General features: G+C 63.1%; 17 protein-coding genes and 1 riboswitch. Of the genes, 14 read left to right on the top strand and 3 right to left on the bottom strand.

Annotated features, from left to right (window positions below; translation table 11 throughout):
- Positions 1-2: 2 nt before the first annotated feature.
- From cobW to M653_RS0122040, 3 genes are all read right to left on the bottom strand, one after another.
- Positions 3-1,040 (bottom strand): cobalamin biosynthesis protein CobW, encoded by a 1,038-nt coding sequence (gene cobW / locus M653_RS0122050; protein ID WP_027145299.1) that lies wholly within the window; start codon positions 1,038-1,040, stop codon positions 3-5.
- The gene (locus M653_RS0122045) at positions 1,037-1,471 is read right to left on the bottom strand and encodes a DUF1636 family protein (protein ID WP_027145298.1); all 435 of its coding nucleotides are present in this window, start codon (positions 1,469-1,471) and stop codon (positions 1,037-1,039) included. The genes cobW and M653_RS0122045 overlap by 4 nt, the downstream gene beginning before the upstream one ends.
- Positions 1,472-1,508: 37 nt before the next feature.
- Positions 1,509-1,717, bottom strand: a riboswitch (cobalamin riboswitch).
- Between the two features lie 29 nt (positions 1,718-1,746).
- A complete protein-coding gene (locus M653_RS0122040; RefSeq protein ID WP_027145297.1) occupies positions 1,747-2,946 on the bottom strand; it encodes a winged helix-turn-helix domain-containing protein in 1,200 nt (399 codons plus the stop codon).
- A 335-nt stretch (positions 2,947-3,281) separates the two neighbouring features.
- On the opposite strand from M653_RS0122040, the gene M653_RS0122035 reads away from it, so the two are divergent.
- The 14 genes from M653_RS0122035 (at position 3,282) to M653_RS0121970 (ending at position 17,623) form a co-directional block, all read left to right on the top strand.
- On the top strand, positions 3,282-3,647 hold the full coding sequence (locus M653_RS0122035; protein ID WP_010910112.1) for an NADH-quinone oxidoreductase subunit A: 366 nt from the start codon (positions 3,282-3,284) through the stop codon (positions 3,645-3,647).
- Positions 3,638-4,219, top strand: a complete 582-nt coding sequence (locus M653_RS0122030) for an NADH-quinone oxidoreductase subunit B (RefSeq protein ID WP_027145296.1) — start codon at positions 3,638-3,640, stop codon at positions 4,217-4,219. Before M653_RS0122035 ends, M653_RS0122030 begins: the two co-directional genes overlap by 10 nt.
- Positions 4,220-4,223: 4 nt before the next feature.
- On the top strand, positions 4,224-4,826 hold the full coding sequence (locus M653_RS0122025; protein WP_027145295.1) for an NADH-quinone oxidoreductase subunit C: 603 nt from the start codon (positions 4,224-4,226) through the stop codon (positions 4,824-4,826).
- On the top strand, positions 4,827-6,017 hold the full coding sequence (locus M653_RS0122020) for an NADH-quinone oxidoreductase subunit D (protein WP_027145294.1): 1,191 nt from the start codon (positions 4,827-4,829) through the stop codon (positions 6,015-6,017).
- A complete protein-coding gene (locus tag M653_RS0122015) occupies positions 6,018-7,310 on the top strand; it encodes an NADH-quinone oxidoreductase subunit E (RefSeq protein ID WP_027145293.1) in 1,293 nt (430 codons plus the stop codon).
- A gap of 10 nt (positions 7,311-7,320) precedes the next feature.
- Positions 7,321-8,625 carry an NADH-quinone oxidoreductase subunit NuoF gene (gene nuoF, locus M653_RS0122010; RefSeq protein WP_027145292.1) on the top strand — a complete coding sequence of 435 codons (1,305 nt, stop codon included), beginning with the start codon at positions 7,321-7,323 and terminating at the stop codon, positions 8,623-8,625.
- 66 nt (positions 8,626-8,691) lie between these two features.
- On the top strand, positions 8,692-9,387 hold the full coding sequence (locus M653_RS0122005) for an NADH-ubiquinone dehydrogenase (protein ID WP_027145291.1): 696 nt from the start codon (positions 8,692-8,694) through the stop codon (positions 9,385-9,387).
- Positions 9,388-9,460: 73 nt separating this feature from the next.
- A complete protein-coding gene (gene nuoG, locus M653_RS0122000; protein WP_027145290.1) occupies positions 9,461-11,542 on the top strand; it encodes an NADH-quinone oxidoreductase subunit NuoG in 2,082 nt (693 codons plus the stop codon).
- A 2-nt stretch (positions 11,543-11,544) separates the two neighbouring features.
- A complete protein-coding gene (nuoH, locus tag M653_RS0121995; RefSeq protein WP_023763315.1) occupies positions 11,545-12,588 on the top strand; it encodes an NADH-quinone oxidoreductase subunit NuoH in 1,044 nt (347 codons plus the stop codon).
- Entirely contained in the window at positions 12,588-13,079 is a 492-nt protein-coding gene (gene nuoI / locus M653_RS0121990; RefSeq protein ID WP_027025978.1) for an NADH-quinone oxidoreductase subunit NuoI, read from the top strand. Before nuoH ends, nuoI begins: the two co-directional genes overlap by 1 nt.
- A 124-nt stretch (positions 13,080-13,203) precedes the next feature.
- On the top strand, positions 13,204-13,824 hold the full coding sequence (locus M653_RS0121985; protein WP_027145289.1) for an NADH-quinone oxidoreductase subunit J: 621 nt from the start codon (positions 13,204-13,206) through the stop codon (positions 13,822-13,824).
- Between the two features lies 1 nt (position 13,825).
- Positions 13,826-14,134, top strand: a complete 309-nt coding sequence (nuoK, locus tag M653_RS0121980) for an NADH-quinone oxidoreductase subunit NuoK (protein WP_027145288.1) — start codon at positions 13,826-13,828, stop codon at positions 14,132-14,134.
- A gap of 10 nt (positions 14,135-14,144) precedes the next feature.
- Positions 14,145-16,118 carry an NADH-quinone oxidoreductase subunit L gene (gene nuoL / locus M653_RS0121975; protein WP_027145287.1) on the top strand — a complete coding sequence of 658 codons (1,974 nt, stop codon included), beginning with the start codon at positions 14,145-14,147 and terminating at the stop codon, positions 16,116-16,118.
- Positions 16,118-17,623: an NADH-quinone oxidoreductase subunit M gene (locus M653_RS0121970; RefSeq protein ID WP_027145286.1), complete on the top strand. Its 1,506-nt coding sequence runs from the start codon at positions 16,118-16,120 to the stop codon at positions 17,621-17,623. The genes nuoL and M653_RS0121970 overlap by 1 nt, the downstream gene beginning before the upstream one ends.
- The last annotated feature ends 19 nt before the right edge of the window (positions 17,624-17,642 follow it).

The raw sequence follows: 17,642 nt of genomic DNA, 5'->3' as shown, positions 1-17,642 counted from the left end.
AATCAGCCGGCGAGGATACGTTCGATCGCCGGACGGTTCAGCCCCTTGAGGCCGATGACGACTAGGCGCGAGCGGCGGTCGTCCCCGGCGGTCCAGGCGCGGTCGTAGTAATGATTGACGCGCGGGCCGACGGCCTGCAGCAGGAGCCGCATCGGCTTGCCACCAACCTCGACGAAGCCTTTCACCCGCAGCACGTTTTCCTGTTCGGCGGCGGCGGCGACGCGTCTTGCCAGTTCGTCCGGATTGGCGATCGAGGGGATGTCGACGATGAACGTGTCGAAGTCATCATGCTCGTGGTCGAATGCGCCGTCATGATGGGATTTGCGATTCTCGATGTCGTCCTCGACGGCGAGACCAAGCCCGAGCAGCACCGAGGGATCGACCTTGCCGTGAGACGTCGGCACGATCTTCACGGCGCGTGCGGAGTGTTCGTTGACGATGGCGTTGGCGCGGGCCGAACCGGCGGCGTCCATCAGGTCGCTCTTCGACAGGATGATCAGATCGGCGCAGGCGATCTGGTCCTCGAACACCTCCTCGACCGGATCATCATGGTCGAGGCTTTCATCCCCGGCGCGCTGCGCCTGCAGGGCGTCCATGTCGTTGGCGACGCGACCTTCGGCAAGTGCGGGACCATCGACCACGGCGATGACGCCATCGACGGTCACCCGGCTCTTCACCGTCGGCCACTGGAAGGCCTGGACCAGCGGCTTGGGCAAGGCGAGGCCCGAGGTTTCGATCAGGATATGGTCGACCTTCGGCATCAGCGACAGGATCTGGTCGAGCGCCGGCACGAAATCGTCGGCGACGGTGCAGCAGATGCAGCCATTGGCCAGCTCGACGATGTTTTCCTCTGGGCAGGTGTCGATACCGCAGCCCTTGAGGATTTCGCCGTCGATGCCGATGTCACCGAACTCGTTGACAATGATCGCGATACGCTTGCCGCCGGCGTTTTCCAGGAGATGGCGGACAAGAGTCGTCTTGCCGGCGCCGAGGAAACCGGTGACGACGGTGCAGGGAACGCGGGAAACGGATGCGGTCATATCAAGTCTTTCAGTATGTCGAGGGGAGGGATGCGGGCAACGAGGCCGCGCTTGAGGCTGTCGGGCCGGCCCCGCCAGGGAATGAGGCCGTCGCTGGAGGTGGCGAAGAGTTTCGCGCCGGTGACGAGATCGGCGCCGCTGGTCGTGGTCAGATCGCCGAATACATAGCTCCAGCAGCCGTCACGCAGGATCGCGGCACTCAGTCGGCGTTTGCAATTGCCGAGGCATTCGACGGTGCGGATGCGGATGTTGTCGCCCGAGGCGGCTTGGCGCGTATCTTCGGCCAAAAGTTCGCCGGCCCGGGGATGGGCGTCGGAGCCGGTCTCGTCGCGACAGGAGGCGCAGACGATGACAGTGATGCTGGCCAGGGAATCATCCCCGCCGGACGAAATGTCCGTTGTTTCAGCCGAAAAACTGCTGTCGCGATCCAAATCAGGCTCCTTGCCCGGAAAACCCGCCGGGCGATCGGATACTTGCATTCCAGACGGCAGGTCTCCTGGCTCGCGGGTCATCGCCTTGGGTAGCCGCCTTCCCGGGACAATCCCAGTGGCTTTCGGCCTTGGCTCTTCGCTCACAGTTGCGGGGACAGCCGCGGATTTGGGATTTTTCAATCCCGCACCGCATTCCCTCTTGGCTCCTCCCTTTGCCGAGAGGAGACCGTCTGGATCCGATTTAGGCTCTTGCGGGCAGCGGTGTCAACGCGGGCTTACGACACCGCGATGTCGGACAGCGCCGGGCCCAGGTCGCCGGCAGGCGTCACTTCGATGCGTTCGAGGCCAAGCCAGCCCTGCATTTGCTTCAATTCCTCGAAGAGCTGAGCGGCGGTTCCGGGCGGTGCGCAGGCCTCGGCGTAAGCGGCATGGACACGCAGGACACTTGCCGGCCGGTCTGCCTTGAGGTCGACGCGCGCCACGATGCTGTCGCCGAGCAGGAAGGGCAGGACGTAATAGCCGTATTGGCGCTTATCGGCCGGGGTGTAGATCTCGATCCGGTAGTGAAAATTGAACAGCCGCTCTGAGCGCGAGCGCTCGAAAACGACCGGATCGAACGGCGCCAGCAGGGCGCGGGCTTCGATCTTGCGTGGCAAACGCGCGTCCCTATAGAGGTAAGCCGGCTTGTCCCATCCCTCGACGCGAACAGGTAGTAGTTCGCCGAGTTCGACCAGTTCCTCCAGCCGGCCTTTCATGTCGGCGGGGGAGAGTCGAAAATAATCGCGCAGGTCGCCTGATGTCGCGATGCCGTGGGCGCGGGCGGAGATGCGCAGCAATTCACGATGCGCGTCTTCAGTTGCGGGCACCGGCATATCGAGGATCGCCTGCGGCAGCACCCGCTCCGGCAGGTCGTAGAAGCGCTCGAAGCCGCGCCGGTGCGCCGTGGTGATGCGCCCGGCCCAGAACAGCCATTCGAAGGCGTGCTTGGCGTGGCTCCAGCCCCACCAGCCGCCGGAGCCTTTCTGGCCCTCCAGCGCCGAAGCGGCGACCGGGCCGCGTGCGACGACCTCGCGGTAGATCTCTTCTATATAGGCGGCGTGCTCACGGCCCCATTTGGCCAGCCCCAGATACATTTCATCGCCTTGCTCGGCGCGCCGCATGCGCCAGCGCATCAGCGGGTAGGTCTCGACCGGCAGGAACGAGGCCTCATGCGCCCAATATTCGAAGACCGAGCGCTTGCGGGTCACGGCGGCGTTGTCGAGCAAAGCGAGGGGATAGGGGCCAAGACGCGAATAGAGCGGCATGTAATGGGCGCGAACCACCGCACTGACGGAATCGATCTGCAGCAGGCCGGTGCGGGACAGAACGCGGGCGAAGTGGCGGCGGTCGGGCGTACCGGCGGGGCGGGGATCGAGAAACCCTTGAGCGGCGAGCGCGATGCGCCGGGCGGCGGCAAGCGAGATCTTTTCCTTCATGCGGATGCGTCCCTGATGGACCTGTCTGGCGTCGTTGCGAGGCGTGATTCCAGCCCATGCTAGCAGGGTTTTGGCGGCAACCCTGTCAGGAGAGAAAAGTGGAGTAAATGGCGAAGGAAATCAAACAGGAGCGTATGGGACCAGTTTCTCCCGGATTGCCGTCCAGCTCGGTGTTTTGAACAAGGTTTGACTTGCTTCGCTGGAAGTGCTGCGCTAACCCTCGCCGCGTTGCAGCATAGGCTCCTTAAAACGGTTCAGCGGTTAAACTGTCACGCTTCCGCATTAAGGTCCGGTGCTGTAATCAACGTGGATTGGCGCCAACGGAAAGCCGCTGCATGAACGCACTCCTCAGTTCGTACCTGCCCATCGTCCTGTTTATCGGCGTGGCGCTGGTGGTCGGTCTGGCGCTGCTGGCCGCGCCCTTCCTGGTAGCCTACCGCAACCCGGATCCCGAGAAGCTGTCCGCCTATGAATGCGGATTCAACTCGTTCGACGATGCCCGCATGAAATTCGACATCCGCTTCTACCTGGTGTCGATCCTGTTCATCATCTTCGACCTGGAAGTAGCCTTCCTCTTCCCCTGGGCGGTGTCCTTCTCGAAGATTGGCATGCTCGGTTTCTGGTCAATGATGGTGTTTTTGGCAGTGCTGACCATCGGCTTTGCCTATGAATGGAAAAAAGGAGCGCTGGAATGGGATTGAACGACAGTTCAGGCACCCTCGTCGCGCCGAAGCCCAAGGGTATCATCGATCCCAACACCGGCAAGCCGGTGGGGGAGGACGATCCCTTCTTCCTCGAAATCAACAACGAGCTTGCCGACAAGGGTTTTCTGGTCACCTCGACCGAGGCGCTGATCACCTGGGCGCGCAGCGGTTCGCTGATGTTCATGACCTTCGGTCTGGCGTGCTGCGCGGTCGAGATGATCCACACCTCGATGCCGCGCTACGATTCGGAGCGCTTCGGTGTCGCGCCGCGCGCGTCTCCGCGCCAGTCCGACATCATGATCGTGGCCGGCACGCTGACCAACAAGATGGCGCCGGCGTTGCGCAAGGTCTACGACCAGATGCCGGAGCCGCGCTACGTCATCTCGATGGGCTCCTGCGCCAATGGCGGCGGCTACTACCACTATTCCTATTCGGTGGTGCGCGGCTGCGACCGGGTCGTGCCGGTCGACATCTATGTGCCCGGCTGCCCGCCGAGCGCCGAAGCCCTGCTCTACGGCATTCTTCTGCTGCAGAAGAAGATCCGCCGCACCGGCACGATCGAACGGTAAATCCATGGCCGCATCCCTTAGCGAACTGTCGACCTATCTCGGCGAGAAGCTGATCGGCCGCGTCAATGACGCGGTGCTCGCCTATGGCGAGCTCTCCATCAATGTCGAGCCGCGCGACCTGGTCGAAGTGATGACTTTCCTGCGCGACGATGCCCGCTGCCAGTTCATCTCGATCATCGATGTCTGCGGCGCCGACTATCCGTCGCGGGCCAAGCGCTTCGACGTCGTCTACCATCTGCTGTCGCCGAAACAGAATGTCCGCATCCGGGTCAAGGTGCAGGCCGACGAAGAGACGATGGTGCCGTCGATCACCGGCGTTTATCCCGGCGCCGACTGGTTCGAGCGCGAGACCTACGATCTCTATGGCGTGCTGTTCTCCGGTCATCCCGATCTGCGCCGCCTGCTGACCGATTACGGGTTCGAAGGCCATCCGCTGCGCAAGGATTTCCCGCTGACCGGTTTCGTCGAAGTGCGCTACGACGACGAGGCCAAGCGCGTGATCTATGAGCCGGTTGAGCTCAAGCAGGAATTCCGCAATTTCGATTTTCTTTCCCCGTGGGAAGGCACCGACTATGTGCTGCCTGGGGATGAGAAGGCAAAGCAGTAAATGGCTGAAACCTCCGTCCGCAATTTCAACATCAATTTCGGCCCTCAACACCCTGCGGCGCATGGTGTTTTGAGGTTGGTTCTCGAACTCGACGGCGAAGTCGTCGACCGCGTCGATCCGCATATCGGCCTGCTGCATCGTGGTACGGAAAAGCTGATCGAGGCCAAGACCTATCTGCAGGCGGTGCCTTATCTCGATCGGCTCGACTATTGCGCCCCGATGAACCAGGAGCATGCCTTCGCGCTCGCCGCCGAGCGCCTGCTCGGCATCGAGGTGCCGAGGCGCGGCCAGCTGATCCGCGTGCTCTATTGCGAAATCGGCCGCATCATGTCGCACATCCTCAATGTGACGACGCAGGCGATGGACGTCGGCGCTCTGACGCCGCCGCTGTGGGGTTTCGTCGAGCGCGAAAAGCTGATGGTGTTTTATGAGCGGGCCTCCGGCTCGCGCATGCATGCGGCCTATTTCCGTCCCGGCGGCGTCCACCAGGACCTGCCGCGCCAACTGGTCGAGGACATCGGCAAGTGGATCGACCCGTTCCTGAAATCGCTCGATGACCTCGACAAGCTGCTCACCGGCAACCGCATCTTCAAGCAGCGCAATGTCGATATCGGCATTGTTTCGCTGGCCGACGCCTGGGCCTGGGGCTTTTCGGGCGTCATGGTGCGCGGCTCGGGTTCGCCTTGGGACCTGCGCAAGTCGCAGCCCTATGAATGCTATTCGGAAATGGATTTCGACATCCCGATCGGCAAGAACGGCGACTGCTTCGACCGTTATCTCCTGCGCATGGAAGAAATGCGCCAGTCGGCGCGGATCATGCGCCAATGCGTCGACCTGCTGCTCGGCAAGGAGAGCACCGGTCCGGTGTCGAACCTCGACGGCAAGGTAGTGCCGCCCAAGCGTGCCGCGATGAAGCGTTCGATGGAAGCGCTCATCCATCACTTCAAGCTCTACACCGAAGGCTATCGCGTGCCGGCCGGCGAGGTCTATGCGGCGGTCGAGGCGCCGAAGGGCGAGTTCGGCGTCTATCTGGTCTCCGACGGCACCAACAAGCCCTACCGCTGCAAGCTGCGCGCACCCGGTTTCGCGCATCTGCAAGCCATGGATTTCCTCTGCCGCGGCCACCTGCTGGCAGACGTCACCGCCGTTCTTGGCTCCCTCGACATCGTGTTTGGTGAGGTCGATCGCTAAATGTCAGTCCGCCGTCTCGCAGAAGCCAGCGTCCAGCCAGCCTCCTTCGCCTTCAACCGGGCGAACGTGGCGGCTGCCAAGCAATGGATCAAGAAGTATCCCAAGGGCCGCGAGCAGTCGGCGATCATTCCGCTTTTGATGCTTGCGCAGGAGCAGGAAGGCTGGGTCACCAAAGCGGCGATCGAGACTATCTCCGACATGCTCGACATGCCCCGCATCCGCGGGCTCGAGGTCGCGACCTTCTACACGCAGTATCAGTTGAATCCCGTTGGTACCCGCGCCCACATCCAGGTCTGCGGCACCACGCCGTGCATGCTGCGCGGCTCGGAAGCGCTGATGGATGTGTGCCGCTCGAAAATCCACCACGACCAGTTCCACACCAATGACAAGGGCACCTTGTCGTGGGAGGAGGTGGAGTGCCTCGGTGCCTGCGTCAACGCGCCGATGGTCATGGTGTTCAAGGATACGTTCGAGGATCTGACACCCGAGCGTCTGGCCGAAATCATCGATCTCTATGATGCCGGCAAGGGGGCCTCGGTGGCGCCCGGACCGCAGAATGGCCGTACAGGCTCGGAGCCGGCCTCCGGTTTGACGACGCTGAAGAGCGAAAAGGCGATCCTCAAGTCGACCCGCGACCGGGAGGCCCGGGAAGCAGCCAAGGCTGCCAAGGCAGCACCCGGCGCGATCATCGCGGCGCCGGTGCCGCCACCGGCGGCTGGTGCTCCTGCCGCCCCTGTCGCGCCGTCCAATGCCAGCAAGCCGAAGACCGACGCGCCTGAGACCAGCCCGGCGTTGAAGACGCCTTCAAAGGCCAAGGTGGCGCCGGCCACGGAGAAGGCGGCGAGCGTTTCTGCGCCGCTGCATTCGGCCGCCAATGCCAACAAAGCGGCGCCGGAAGTGGAGAAGGTCTCCAAGCAGCGCAGTGGACCGACGGTCAGGGCCGAACCGGCATCGGCCTTCAAGGCGCCGGAAGCCAAGGTGCCAGTCGCAAAGCCGGCAAAACCATCGCTGGAGGACAAGAACCGTCCGGCCGGTATCGACAGGCCGGCCGCGGTCGACGATCTCAAGTTGATCTCCGGGGTCGGTCCGAAGATCGAGGGTATCCTGCACACGCTGGGCATCTTCACCTTCGCGCAGGTCGCGTCGTGGAAGAAGGCCGAACGAGAGTGGGTCGACGGCTATCTCTCCTTCCAGGGCCGCATCGACCGCGACGACTGGGTCCGCCAAGCCAAGGCGCTCGCCAAGGGCGGCGTCGCCGAATACATCCGCGTCTTCGGCAAGAAGCCGGTCTGAGGGACGAAAAATGCTTCAGGACAAAGACCGCATCTTCACCAATATCTACGGCCTCTTCGACAAGTCGCTGGCCGGTGCGATGGCGCGCGGCGCCTGGGACAACACGCCCGGCATCGTCGCCAAGGGGCGTGAGTGGATCGTCAACGAGATGAAGGCGTCGGGCCTGCGCGGACGCGGCGGGGCCGGCTTTCCGACCGGGCTGAAATGGTCGTTCATGCCCAAGCAGAGCGACGGCCGGCCGAGCTATCTCGTCATCAACGCCGACGAATCCGAACCCGGCACCTGCAAGGACCGCGATATCCTGCGCAACGACCCGCACACGCTGGTCGAAGGCGCGTTCCTGGCCGGCTTCGCCATGGGCGCGATTGCCGCCTACATCTATGTGCGCGGCGAGTTCATCCGCGAGCGCGAGGCGCTGCAGCGGGCGATCGATGAGGCCTACGAGGCCAAGCTGATCGGCAAGAACAATACGTCGGGCTACGATTTCGAAATCTATATGCATCACGGCGCCGGCGCCTATATCTGCGGCGAGGAAACGGCGCTGCTGGAAAGCCTCGAAGGCAAGAAGGGCCAGCCCCGGCTGAAGCCGCCATTCCCGGCCAATGTCGGCCTTTATGGTTGCCCGACGACGGTCAACAATGTCGAATCGATCGCGGTGGCGCCGACCATCCTGCGCCGCGGGGCTGCGTGGTTCTCGTCCTTCGGCCGGCCCAACAATGTCGGCACCAAGCTGTTCTGCGTCTCCGGCCACGTCAACAATCCGTGCACCGTCGAGGAAGCGATGTCGATCCCGTTCCGCGAACTGATCGAGACGCATTGCGGCGGTATCCGCGGCGGCTGGGACAATCTGCTCGCGGTCATTCCGGGCGGCGCCTCGGTGCCGCTGGTGCTGGCGGAGCAGATCATCGACACGCCGATGGATTTCGACGCGTTGCGCGATCTCAAATCCGGCCTCGGCACGGCGGCCGTCATCGTCATGGACAAGTCGACCGATGTCGTGAAGGCGATCGCGCGGCTTTCCTACTTCTACAAGCATGAAAGCTGCGGCCAGTGCACGCCGTGCCGCGAAGGCACCGGCTGGATGTGGCGGGTGATGGAGCGGCTGGTGCGCGGCGAGGCGCAGAAGCGCGAGATCGACATGCTGCTCGACGTCACCAAGCAGGTCGAGGGCCACACGATCTGCGCCTTGGGCGATGCGGCGGCATGGCCGATCCAGGGCCTGATGCGGCATTTCCGCGGCGAGGTGGAGCGGCGCATCGACGAATTTTCGCGCAACGCGCACCGGGCCGAACCGGTGATGGTGGCGGCGGAATAAAAAGAAACTTTTGAACTCGGGAAGAAAACGGGGCGGGACGAACGAAGAATCGACCAGGAGAACTCTATGGCGCCGTATTCGACACCCTACCCATTGATGCCCAATTTGGACCAGATCGAGAAGATGAACCAAGACCTGACCAGGATGCTGCCGAAGGAGATGGCCAACGCCGTCAACCTTTTCGCGCACCCTGTCGCGGGTGCGGTGGCGATGTCGGCGCTTGGCATGGGGCTCGCCAATCATGCGTTCGGCGTCTGGATGGGCGCGCTTTCGGGGGCAGCCGAGGCGTCACAGCGCCTCATGCAGCCGCTGATCGAGGATTTCGAAGCACGCGTCGAGCAATTCGAGGATGCGAACTCGTCGTCCACCAGGGCGCGGGCGACGGCGAAGACCATGATTGCCGAGGCGCAGTCCTTCGCCCAGGAAGTCACCGATATCGCAGCCAGGGAAGACGCCATCATCGCGCCGACCGCAAGTGCCGCTCCGGCAACAAGCGAGGCCGCCGATGTGCTGCTGCCCGAGGATTTCCGCCAGCCCAAGGCCATGGCGAAGCCGGCGAAGCCGTCCGACCTCAAGGCGATATCGGGCATCGGTCCGAAGCTGGAAAAAGTGCTGAACGGCCTCGGTATCTGGACGTTCGCCCAGATCGCGGCATGGTCGCCGCAAGAGATCGCCTGGGTCGACGATTATCTGTCGTTCAACGGCCGTATCGGCCGCGACGGCTGGACTGCCCAGGCCGTGGCGCTGGCCGCCAAGAAGTAAACGGAATGTCGGGCGCTGCTTCTGTCGCGCCCGGGAAATGAGATTGCGGGAAATCCGCAGGGGTTTGAGACGAATGGCAAAGCTCAAGGTCGACGGGAAAGAAATCACTGTACCCGACCATTACACGCTGCTGCAGGCGGCCGAGGACGCGGGCGCGGAAGTGCCGCGCTTCTGCTTCCACGAGCGGCTGTCGATCGCCGGCAATTGCCGCATGTGCCTGATCGAGGTGAAGGGCGGGCCGCCCAAGCCGCAGGCCTCCTGCGCCATGGGCGTGCGCGACCTGCGCCCCGGTCCGAACGGCGAGCCGCCGGAAATCTTCACCAACACGCCCATGGTCAAGAAGGCCCGGGAAGGCGTGATGGAATTCCTGCTGATCAACCACCCGCTGGATTGCCCGATCTGCGACCAGGGCGGCGAGTGCGACCTGCAGGACCAGGCGATGGCCTTCGGCGTCGATTCCTCGCGCTATCACGAGAACAAGCGCGCGGTGGAAGACAAGTATATCGGCCCGCTGGTCAAGACGGTGATGAACCGCTGCATCCACTGCACGCGTTGCGTCCGCTTCACCACCGAGGTAGCCGGCATTTCTGAACTTGGCCTGATCGGCCGTGGCGAGGATGCCGAGATCACCACCTATCTCGAACAGGCAATGACCTCGGAACTGCAGGGCAATGTCATCGATCTCTGCCCGGTCGGCGCACTGACCTCGAAGCCTTTCGCCTTCCAGGCGCGGCCGTGGGAGCTGACCAAGACCGAATCCATCGACGTCATGGATGCCGTCGGCTCGGCGATCCGCGTCGATAGTCGTGGGCGCGAAGTGATGCGCATCCTGCCGCGCGTCAACGAGGCCGTGAACGAGGAATGGATTTCCGACAAGACCCGCTTCATTTGGGACGGCCTGCGCACGCAGCGACTCGACCGCCCCTATGTGCGCAAGGACGGCAAGCTGGTTCCGGCGAGCTGGGCCGAAGCGTTCGCATCGATCAAGGACGCTGTTTCGAAGACGACGCCTGAGAAGATCGGTGCGATCGCGGGCGATCTCGCCGCGGTCGAGGAAATCTTTGCGCTGAAGCTTTTGATGGCTTCGCTCGGTTCGAAGAACATCGATTGCCGCCAGGATGGCGCCGCGCTCGATCCGGCGCTCGGACGCGCCAGCTATATCTTCAACCCGACCATCGAAGGCATCGAGCAGGCCGACGCGGTGCTGATCGTCGGCGCCAATCCGCGCTTCGAGGCCTCGGTGCTCAATGCCCGCATCCGCAAGCGCTGGCGCCTGGGCAATCTGCCGGTCGGCGTCATCGGCGATGTCGGCGATACGCGCTATGACTACGAACAGCTGGGCGCCGGGCCGGATTCGCTGAAGGATCTGGCGGATGGCAACGGCAAGTTCTTCCAGACGCTGAAGAAGGCGACGCACCCCCTGATCATCGTCGGCCAGGGCGCCCTGGCGCGCGCCGATGGCGCGGCCGTGCTCGGCCAGGCGGCCAGGCTCGCCGCTGCCGTCAATGCCGCCCGCGCCGACTGGAACGGCTTCGCCGTGCTGCACACTGCGGCGGCGCGCGTCGGCGGCCTCGACCTCGGCTTCGTACCGGGCGAGGGCGGCAAGGCCGTTGCCGGCATGCTGGGCGAGACGGATGTGCTGTTCCTGCTCGGTGCCGACGAGATCGACATGAGCAAGACCGGCGGCGCCTTCGTCGTCTATGTCGGCACGCATGGCGACGCCGGCGCGCACCGCGCCAATGTCATCCTGCCGGCGGCGGCCTATACCGAAAAGTCCGGCACCTATGTCAACACGGAAGGGCGCGTGCAGCAGACCAACCGCGCCGGCTTCGCACCGGGCGATGCGCGCGAGGACTGGGCGATCCTCAGGGCACTGTCCGACGTGCTGGGCAAGAAACTGCCGTTCGATTCGCTGCCGCAGCTGCGTGCCAAGCTCTATGGCGAATACCCGCATCTCGCCCGCATCGACCAGGTCGCGGCTGGTAATGCCGAGGACATCGCCAGGGTCGCGAAGCTAGGCGGACGGCTGAACAAGGGCACCTTCACCTCGCCGGTCAAGGATTTCTACCTGACCAATCCGATCGCGCGGGCATCGGCCGTGATGGCGGAATGCTCGGCACTGGCCAAGAGCGGCTTCAAGCAGGCGGCGGAATAAGCATGGATACCTTCTTCTCCTTCTACGTGCTGCCGGCGCTGCTGATCCTTCTGAAGTCAGTCGTGCTGATCGTGGTGCTGCTGATCTTCGTCGCCTACATCCTCTACGCCGACCGCAAGATCTGGGCGGCCGTGCAGTTGCGCCGTGGCCCGAACGTCGTCGGCCCCTGGGGCACGCTGCAGGCCTTCGCCGACCTGTTGAAGTTCGTCTTCAAGGAACCGGTCATTCCGTCCGGCGCCAATAAGGGCGTCTTCCTGCTGGCGCCGCTGGTCTCGGCCGTGCTGGCGATCTCGGCCTGGGCGGTCATTCCGGTCAGCCAGGGTTGGGCGATCGCCAACGTCAATGTCGGCATCCTTTATGTCTTCGCCATCTCCTCGCTGGAGGTCTATGGCGTGATCATGGGCGGCTGGGCGTCCAACTCGAAATATCCGTTCCTCGGTGCGCTGCGCTCGGCCGCGCAGATGGTGTCCTATGAAGTCTCGATCGGCTTCGTCATCGTCACCGTGCTGCTCACCGCCGGTTCGCTCAACCTCAGCGATATCGTGTTGTCGCAGCAGGGTGGGCTCGGTACGCGGCTTGGCCTGCCCAACACGTTCCTCGACTGGAACTGGCTGGCGCTGTTCCCGATGTTCATCATCTTCTTCATCTCGGCGCTGGCCGAGACGAACCGTCCGCCCTTCGATCTGGTCGAAGCCGAATCGGAGCTGGTCGCCGGCCACATGGTCGAATATTCGTCGACGCCGTTCCTGCTGTTCTTCCTCGGTGAATATGTCGCCATCGTGCTGATGTGCGCGCTGGCTACCATCCTGTTCCTCGGCGGCTGGCTGCCCCCGTTCGACTTCGCGCCTTTCACCTGGGTGCCCGGCGTGATCTGGTTCGTGCTGAAGGTCTGCTTCGTCTTCTTCGGCATCTCGATGGTGAAGGCCTTCGTGCCGCGCTACCGCTACGACCAGCTGATGCGGCTGGGCTGGAAAGTGTTCCTGCCGATCTCGCTGTTCATGGTCGTCGCCACGGCGGCCTTCCTCAAGATCACGGGGTTTGCGTGATGTCCGCTTTGTCTCAAGCCGCAAAATCGCTGCTGCTGCAGGATTTCGTCAGCGCCTTCTTCCTGTCGATGCGCCAGTTCTTCGCGCCGAAGGAGACGATCAACTATCCGCACGAAAAGGGGCCGATCAGCCCGCGCTTCCGCGGCGAGCATGCGCTGCGCCGCTATCCCAATGGCGAGGAACGCTGCATCGCCTGCAAGCTGTGCGAGGCGATCTGCCCGGCGCAGGCGATCACCATCGAGGCCGGCCCGCGCCGCAATGACGGCACGCGCCGCACGGTGCGTTACGACATCGACATGGTGAAGTGCATCTATTGCGGCTTCTGCCAGGAAGCCTGCCCGGTCGACGCCATCGTCGAGGGGCCGAATTTCGAATTCGCGACGGAGACGCGCGAGGAACTCTACTACGACAAGGACAGGCTGCTGGCGAATGGCGACCGGTGGGAGCGCGAACTGGCGCGCAACATCTCGCTGGATGCGCCGTATCGCTGACATTTGACGCATGGACGGGGCGAGGGGCCTCGTCTAAGGACAAGCAACTTGCCAGCCGGAGGCGGCGGCAGAAAATCGGATAGGCGCAAGCGTCGTGTCCGGACAGGAACCCGGGGGATCCCCAATGCTGAGTGGACTAGAGGCGGCCTTTTTCTACCTCTTCGCCTTTGTCGCGGTGGCATCGGCGTTCATGGTCATTTCGTCGCGCAACCCCGTGCATTCGGTGCTGTTCCTGATCCTGACCTTCTTCAACGCGGCCGGCCTGTTCATGCTGACCGGCGCCGAGTTCCTGGCGATGATCCTGCTTGTCGTCTATGTCGGCGCCGTCATGGTGCTGTTCCTGTTCGTCGTCATGATGCTCGACGTCGACTTCGCCGAGATGAAGGAAGGAGCCCTGCAATACGCGCCGATCGGTGCGATGGTCGGGCTGATCCTGGCGGCGGAGCTGATCGTCGTGCTGGGCGGCTACACCTTCGCGCCGAAGCTCGCCTCGACGGTCGCAAAGCCCATTCCGGATCTCGCCGCGCGCTCGAACACGGCAGCGCTCGGCGACATCCTCTATACCGACTACCTCTATTACTTCCAGATTTCGGGCCTCATCCTGCTGGTCGCCATGATCGGCGCCATCGTCCTGACGCTACGCCACAAGGAAGGGGTCAAGCGGCAGTCGATCGCAGCCCAGGTCGGCCGCACGCCGGCGACCGGCATGGAAATCCGCAAGGTCAAGTCGGGCGAAGGAGTCTGAGATGGTCGTCGGCATCGCACATTATCTGGCCGTATCGGCGATCCTGTTCACGCTCGGCGTGTTCGGCATCTTCCTCAACCGCCGCAACATCATCGTCATCCTGATGTCGATCGAATTGATCCTGCTCGCCGTCAATATCAACTTCGTCGCCTTTTCGGCAGCGCTCGGCGATCTGGTCGGCCAGGTGTTCGCGCTGTTCGTGTTGACGGTCGCGGCGGCTGAAGCCGCAATCGGACTTGCCATTCTCGTCGTCTTCTTCCGCAACCGTGGCTCGATCGCGGTCGAAGACGTGAACGCCATGAAGGGTTGACGGAACCACCATGTATCAGGCCATCGTCTTCCTTCCACTGCTCGGCTTCCTGATCGTCGGCCTGTTCGGCACGTCGCTCGGTGCCAAGGCATCCGAATACATCACATCCGGCTTCCTGGTGATCGCGGCCGTGCTGTCATGGGTCGCCTTCTTCAGCGTCGGTTTCGGCCATGGCGAGGTGTTCACCGTGCCGGTGCTGCACTGGATCCAGTCCGGCGGCCTGGACGTCTCCTGGGCGCTGCGGATCGACACGCTGACAGTGGTGATGCTGGTGGTGGTCAACACCGTGTCGGCGCTGGTTCACATCTATTCGATCGGCTACATGCACCACGATTCGAACCGGCCGCGATTCTTCGCCTATCTGTCGCTGTTCACCTTCGCCATGCTGATGCTGGTGACGGCCGATAACCTCGTGCAGATGTTCTTCGGCTGGGAAGGGGTGGGCCTCGCGTCCTACCTGCTGATCGGCTTCTGGTACAAGAAGCCGTCGGCCAATGCCGCCGCCATCAAGGCCTTCGTCGTCAACCGCGTTGGCGATTTCGGCTTCGCGCTCGGCATTTTCGGCCTGTTCGTGCTGTTCGGCTCGGTCAATCTCGGCACGATCTTCGCCAATGCGGCGACGTTCATTCCTGCTGAAGGCGCGCCGCAGGATGCCGCCGTGCTCACTTTCCTCGGCCATGCGCTGGACAAGCAGGCGGCGATGACCGTCGTCTGCCTGCTGCTGTTCATGGGCGCCATGGGCAAGTCGGCGCAGGTGCCGCTGCACACCTGGCTGCCGGACGCCATGGAAGGCCCGACCCCGGTGTCGGCGCTCATCCATGCCGCCACCATGGTGACCGCAGGTGTGTTCATGCTGGCGCGGCTTTCGCCGCTGTTCGAATTGTCGCATTCGGCGCTGACGGTGGTAACCTTCATCGGTGCCTTCACCGCCTTCTTCGCGGCGACCGTCGGCCTGGTCCAGAACGACATCAAGCGCGTCATCGCCTATTCGACCTGCTCGCAGCTCGGCTACATGTTCGTGGCGCTCGGCGTCGGCGCCTATGGCGCGGCGATCTTCCACCTGTTCACGCACGCCTTCTTCAAGGCGCTGCTGTTCCTTGGCTCGGGCTCGGTCATCCATGCCGTCTCCGACGAGCAGGACATGCGCAAGATGGGCGGCTTGAGGAAGCTGATCCCGACCACCTACTGGATGATGGTGATCGGCACGCTGGCGCTGACCGGCGTCGGCATTCCGGTGACCGTCATCGGCACCGCCGGCTTCTTCTCCAAGGACGCCATCATCGAGACGGCCTTTGCCGGGCACAATTCGGTCGCGGGGCTGGCCTTCGTGGCGCTGGTCATCGCCGCCGGCTTCACCTCCTTCTACTCCTGGCGGCTGATCTTCATGACCTTCCATGGCGAGCCACGGGCGAGCCACGAGGTGATGCATCACGTCCATGAATCACCGCCGGTGATGCTGGTGCCGCTGTTCATCCTGGCGGCCGGCGCTTTGTTTGCCGGCATCATCTTCCACGGCGCCTTCATCGGCGAGGGCTATGCCGAATTCTGGAAGGCGTCGCTGTTCACGCTGGCGGACAACCACATCCTGCACGAGATCCACGAACTGCCACTTTGGGTCGAGCTCTCGCCCTTCATCGCCATGCTGATCGGGCTCGCGGTGGCCTGGCAGTTCTACATCCGGTCGCCGGAAATGCCGAGGAATCTCGCTGCCCAGCATCGCGGGCTCTACGCCTTCCTGCTCAACAAGTGGTATTTCGACGAGCTTTACGACTTCCTGTTCGTGCGGCCGGCCAAGCGTCTCGGTTCCTTCCTGTGGAAGACCGGTGACGGAACCATCATCGATGGGCTCGGGCCGGACGGCATTTCGGCGCGCGTCGTCGATGTCACCAACCGCGTCGTCAAGCTGCAGACCGGCTATCTCTACCACTATGCCTTCGCCATGCTGATCGGCGTTGCCGCACTCGTCACCTGGATGATGCTCTGATGACCGCCTGGCCAATCCTCTCGCTGGTCACCTTCCTGCCGCTGGTTGGTGTGCTGCTGATCCTGTTCATCAACGATGACAGCGAAAACGCGCGACGCAACATCCGCGCCATTGCGTTGATAACCACGGCATTCACCTTCCTGGTGTCGCTGTTGATCTGGACCGGCTTCGACAATTCGCAGGCCGGCTTCCAGTTCGTCGAAAAGGTCGCCTGGCTGGACTCCGGCATTTCCTACCATATAGGCGTCGACGGCATTTCCATGCTGTTCGTCATCCTGACGACCTTCCTGATGCCGCTTTGCATCCTGGCGTCGTGGGAAGCGATCGAGAAGCGCGTCAAGGCCTACATGATCGCCTTCCTGCTTCTGGAAACGCTGATGATCGGCGTGTTCTGCGCGTTGGACATCGTGCTGTTCTACGTCTTCTTCGAAGCCGGCCTGATCCCGATGTTCATCATCATCGGCGTGTGGGGCGGCAAGCGGCGCGTCTACGCCTCGTTCAAATTCTTCCTCTACACGCTGGCCGGCTCGGTGCTGATGCTGCTCGCCATCATGGCGATGTTCTTCCAGTCCGGCACCACCGACATCCCGACGCTTTTGACGCACAACTTCCCGGCCAACATGCAGACCTGGTTGTGGCTTGCCTTCTTCGCCTCGTTCGCGGTGAAGATGCCGATGTGGCCGGTACATACCTGGCTGCCCGACGCACACGTCGAGGCGCCGACGGCAGGCTCGGTCATCCTGGCCGCCATCCTCTTGAAAATGGGCGGGTACGGCTTCCTGCGCTTCTCCCTGCCGATGTTCCCGCTGGCGTCCGAGATGTTCGCGCCGCTGGTGTTCACACTGTCGGTCGTCGCCATCATCTACACCTCGCTGGTGGCGCTGATGCAGGAGGACATGAAGAAGCTGATCGCCTATTCCTCGGTCGCCCATATGGGCTTCGTCACCATGGGCATCTTCGCCATGAACCAGGAAGGCGTGCAGGGCGCGATCTTCCAGATGCTCAGCCACGGCCTGGTCTCGGGCGCGCTGTTCCTTTGCGTCGGCGTCATCTATGACCGCATGCATACCCGCGAGATCGCCGCCTATGGCGGCCTCGTCAACAACATGCCGAAATACGCCACAGTGTTCATGATCTTCACCATGGCCAATGTCGGCCTGCCTGGCACGTCAGGCTTCGTCGGCGAGTTCCTGACCATGCTCGGCGTGTTCCGCGTCAACACCTGGGTGGCGTTCTTCGCCGCCACCGGCGTCATCCTGTCGGCCGCCTACGCGCTTTGGCTCTATCGTCGGGTGATCTTCGGCGCACTGACCAAGGACAGCCTGAAGGGACTGCTCGATCTGTCGACCCGCGAGAAGGCGATCATCTATCCGCTGGTCGTGCTGGTCATCTTCTTCGGCGTCTATCCCGCACCCGTCTTCGACGCGACGGCCCAGTCGGTCAAGTCGCTCGTCACCAATGTCACCGCATCCATCGGCGCCGCGCAGACCGCGGCGGCGAACTGACCCAGGGGTTTTGCGAACC

The sequence above is a fragment of the Mesorhizobium sp. WSM3626 genome (assembly GCF_000513935.1).
In the GTDB taxonomy this organism is placed as follows: Bacteria; Pseudomonadota; Alphaproteobacteria; order Rhizobiales; family Rhizobiaceae; genus Mesorhizobium; species Mesorhizobium salmacidum.
Note: the sequence above shows the minus strand (reverse complement) of the source record. Positions and strands in the feature narration are given on the sequence as shown.

What these genes read in the sequence shown, in the direction of transcription:
- M653_RS0121985 (WP_027145289.1), top strand. Translation starts at nt 13,204, where the DNA reads ATGCTGAGTGGACTAGAGGCGGCCTTTTTCTACCTCTTCGCCTTTGTC.
- M653_RS0122035 (WP_010910112.1), top strand. Translation starts at nt 3,282, where the DNA reads ATGAACGCACTCCTCAGTTCGTACCTGCCCATCGTCCTGTTTATCGGC.
- M653_RS0122015 (WP_027145293.1), top strand. Translation starts at nt 6,018, where the DNA reads ATGTCAGTCCGCCGTCTCGCAGAAGCCAGCGTCCAGCCAGCCTCCTTC.
- nuoI (WP_027025978.1), top strand. Translation starts at nt 12,588, where the DNA reads ATGTCCGCTTTGTCTCAAGCCGCAAAATCGCTGCTGCTGCAGGATTTC.
- nuoK (WP_027145288.1), top strand. Translation starts at nt 13,826, where the DNA reads ATGGTCGTCGGCATCGCACATTATCTGGCCGTATCGGCGATCCTGTTC.
- M653_RS0122005 (WP_027145291.1), top strand. Translation starts at nt 8,692, where the DNA reads ATGGCGCCGTATTCGACACCCTACCCATTGATGCCCAATTTGGACCAG.
- nuoG (WP_027145290.1), top strand. Translation starts at nt 9,461, where the DNA reads ATGGCAAAGCTCAAGGTCGACGGGAAAGAAATCACTGTACCCGACCAT.
- nuoL (WP_027145287.1), top strand. Translation starts at nt 14,145, where the DNA reads ATGTATCAGGCCATCGTCTTCCTTCCACTGCTCGGCTTCCTGATCGTC.
- M653_RS0122025 (WP_027145295.1), top strand. Translation starts at nt 4,224, where the DNA reads ATGGCCGCATCCCTTAGCGAACTGTCGACCTATCTCGGCGAGAAGCTG.
- M653_RS0121970 (WP_027145286.1), top strand. Translation starts at nt 16,118, where the DNA reads ATGACCGCCTGGCCAATCCTCTCGCTGGTCACCTTCCTGCCGCTGGTT.
- nuoF (WP_027145292.1), top strand. Translation starts at nt 7,321, where the DNA reads ATGCTTCAGGACAAAGACCGCATCTTCACCAATATCTACGGCCTCTTC.
- cobW (WP_027145299.1), bottom strand. Translation starts at nt 1,040, where the DNA reads ATGACCGCATCCGTTTCCCGCGTTCCCTGCACCGTCGTCACCGGTTTC.
- nuoH (WP_023763315.1), top strand. Translation starts at nt 11,545, where the DNA reads ATGGATACCTTCTTCTCCTTCTACGTGCTGCCGGCGCTGCTGATCCTT.
- M653_RS0122040 (WP_027145297.1), bottom strand. Translation starts at nt 2,946, where the DNA reads ATGAAGGAAAAGATCTCGCTTGCCGCCGCCCGGCGCATCGCGCTCGCC.
- M653_RS0122030 (WP_027145296.1), top strand. Translation starts at nt 3,638, where the DNA reads ATGGGATTGAACGACAGTTCAGGCACCCTCGTCGCGCCGAAGCCCAAG.
- M653_RS0122020 (WP_027145294.1), top strand. Translation starts at nt 4,827, where the DNA reads ATGGCTGAAACCTCCGTCCGCAATTTCAACATCAATTTCGGCCCTCAA.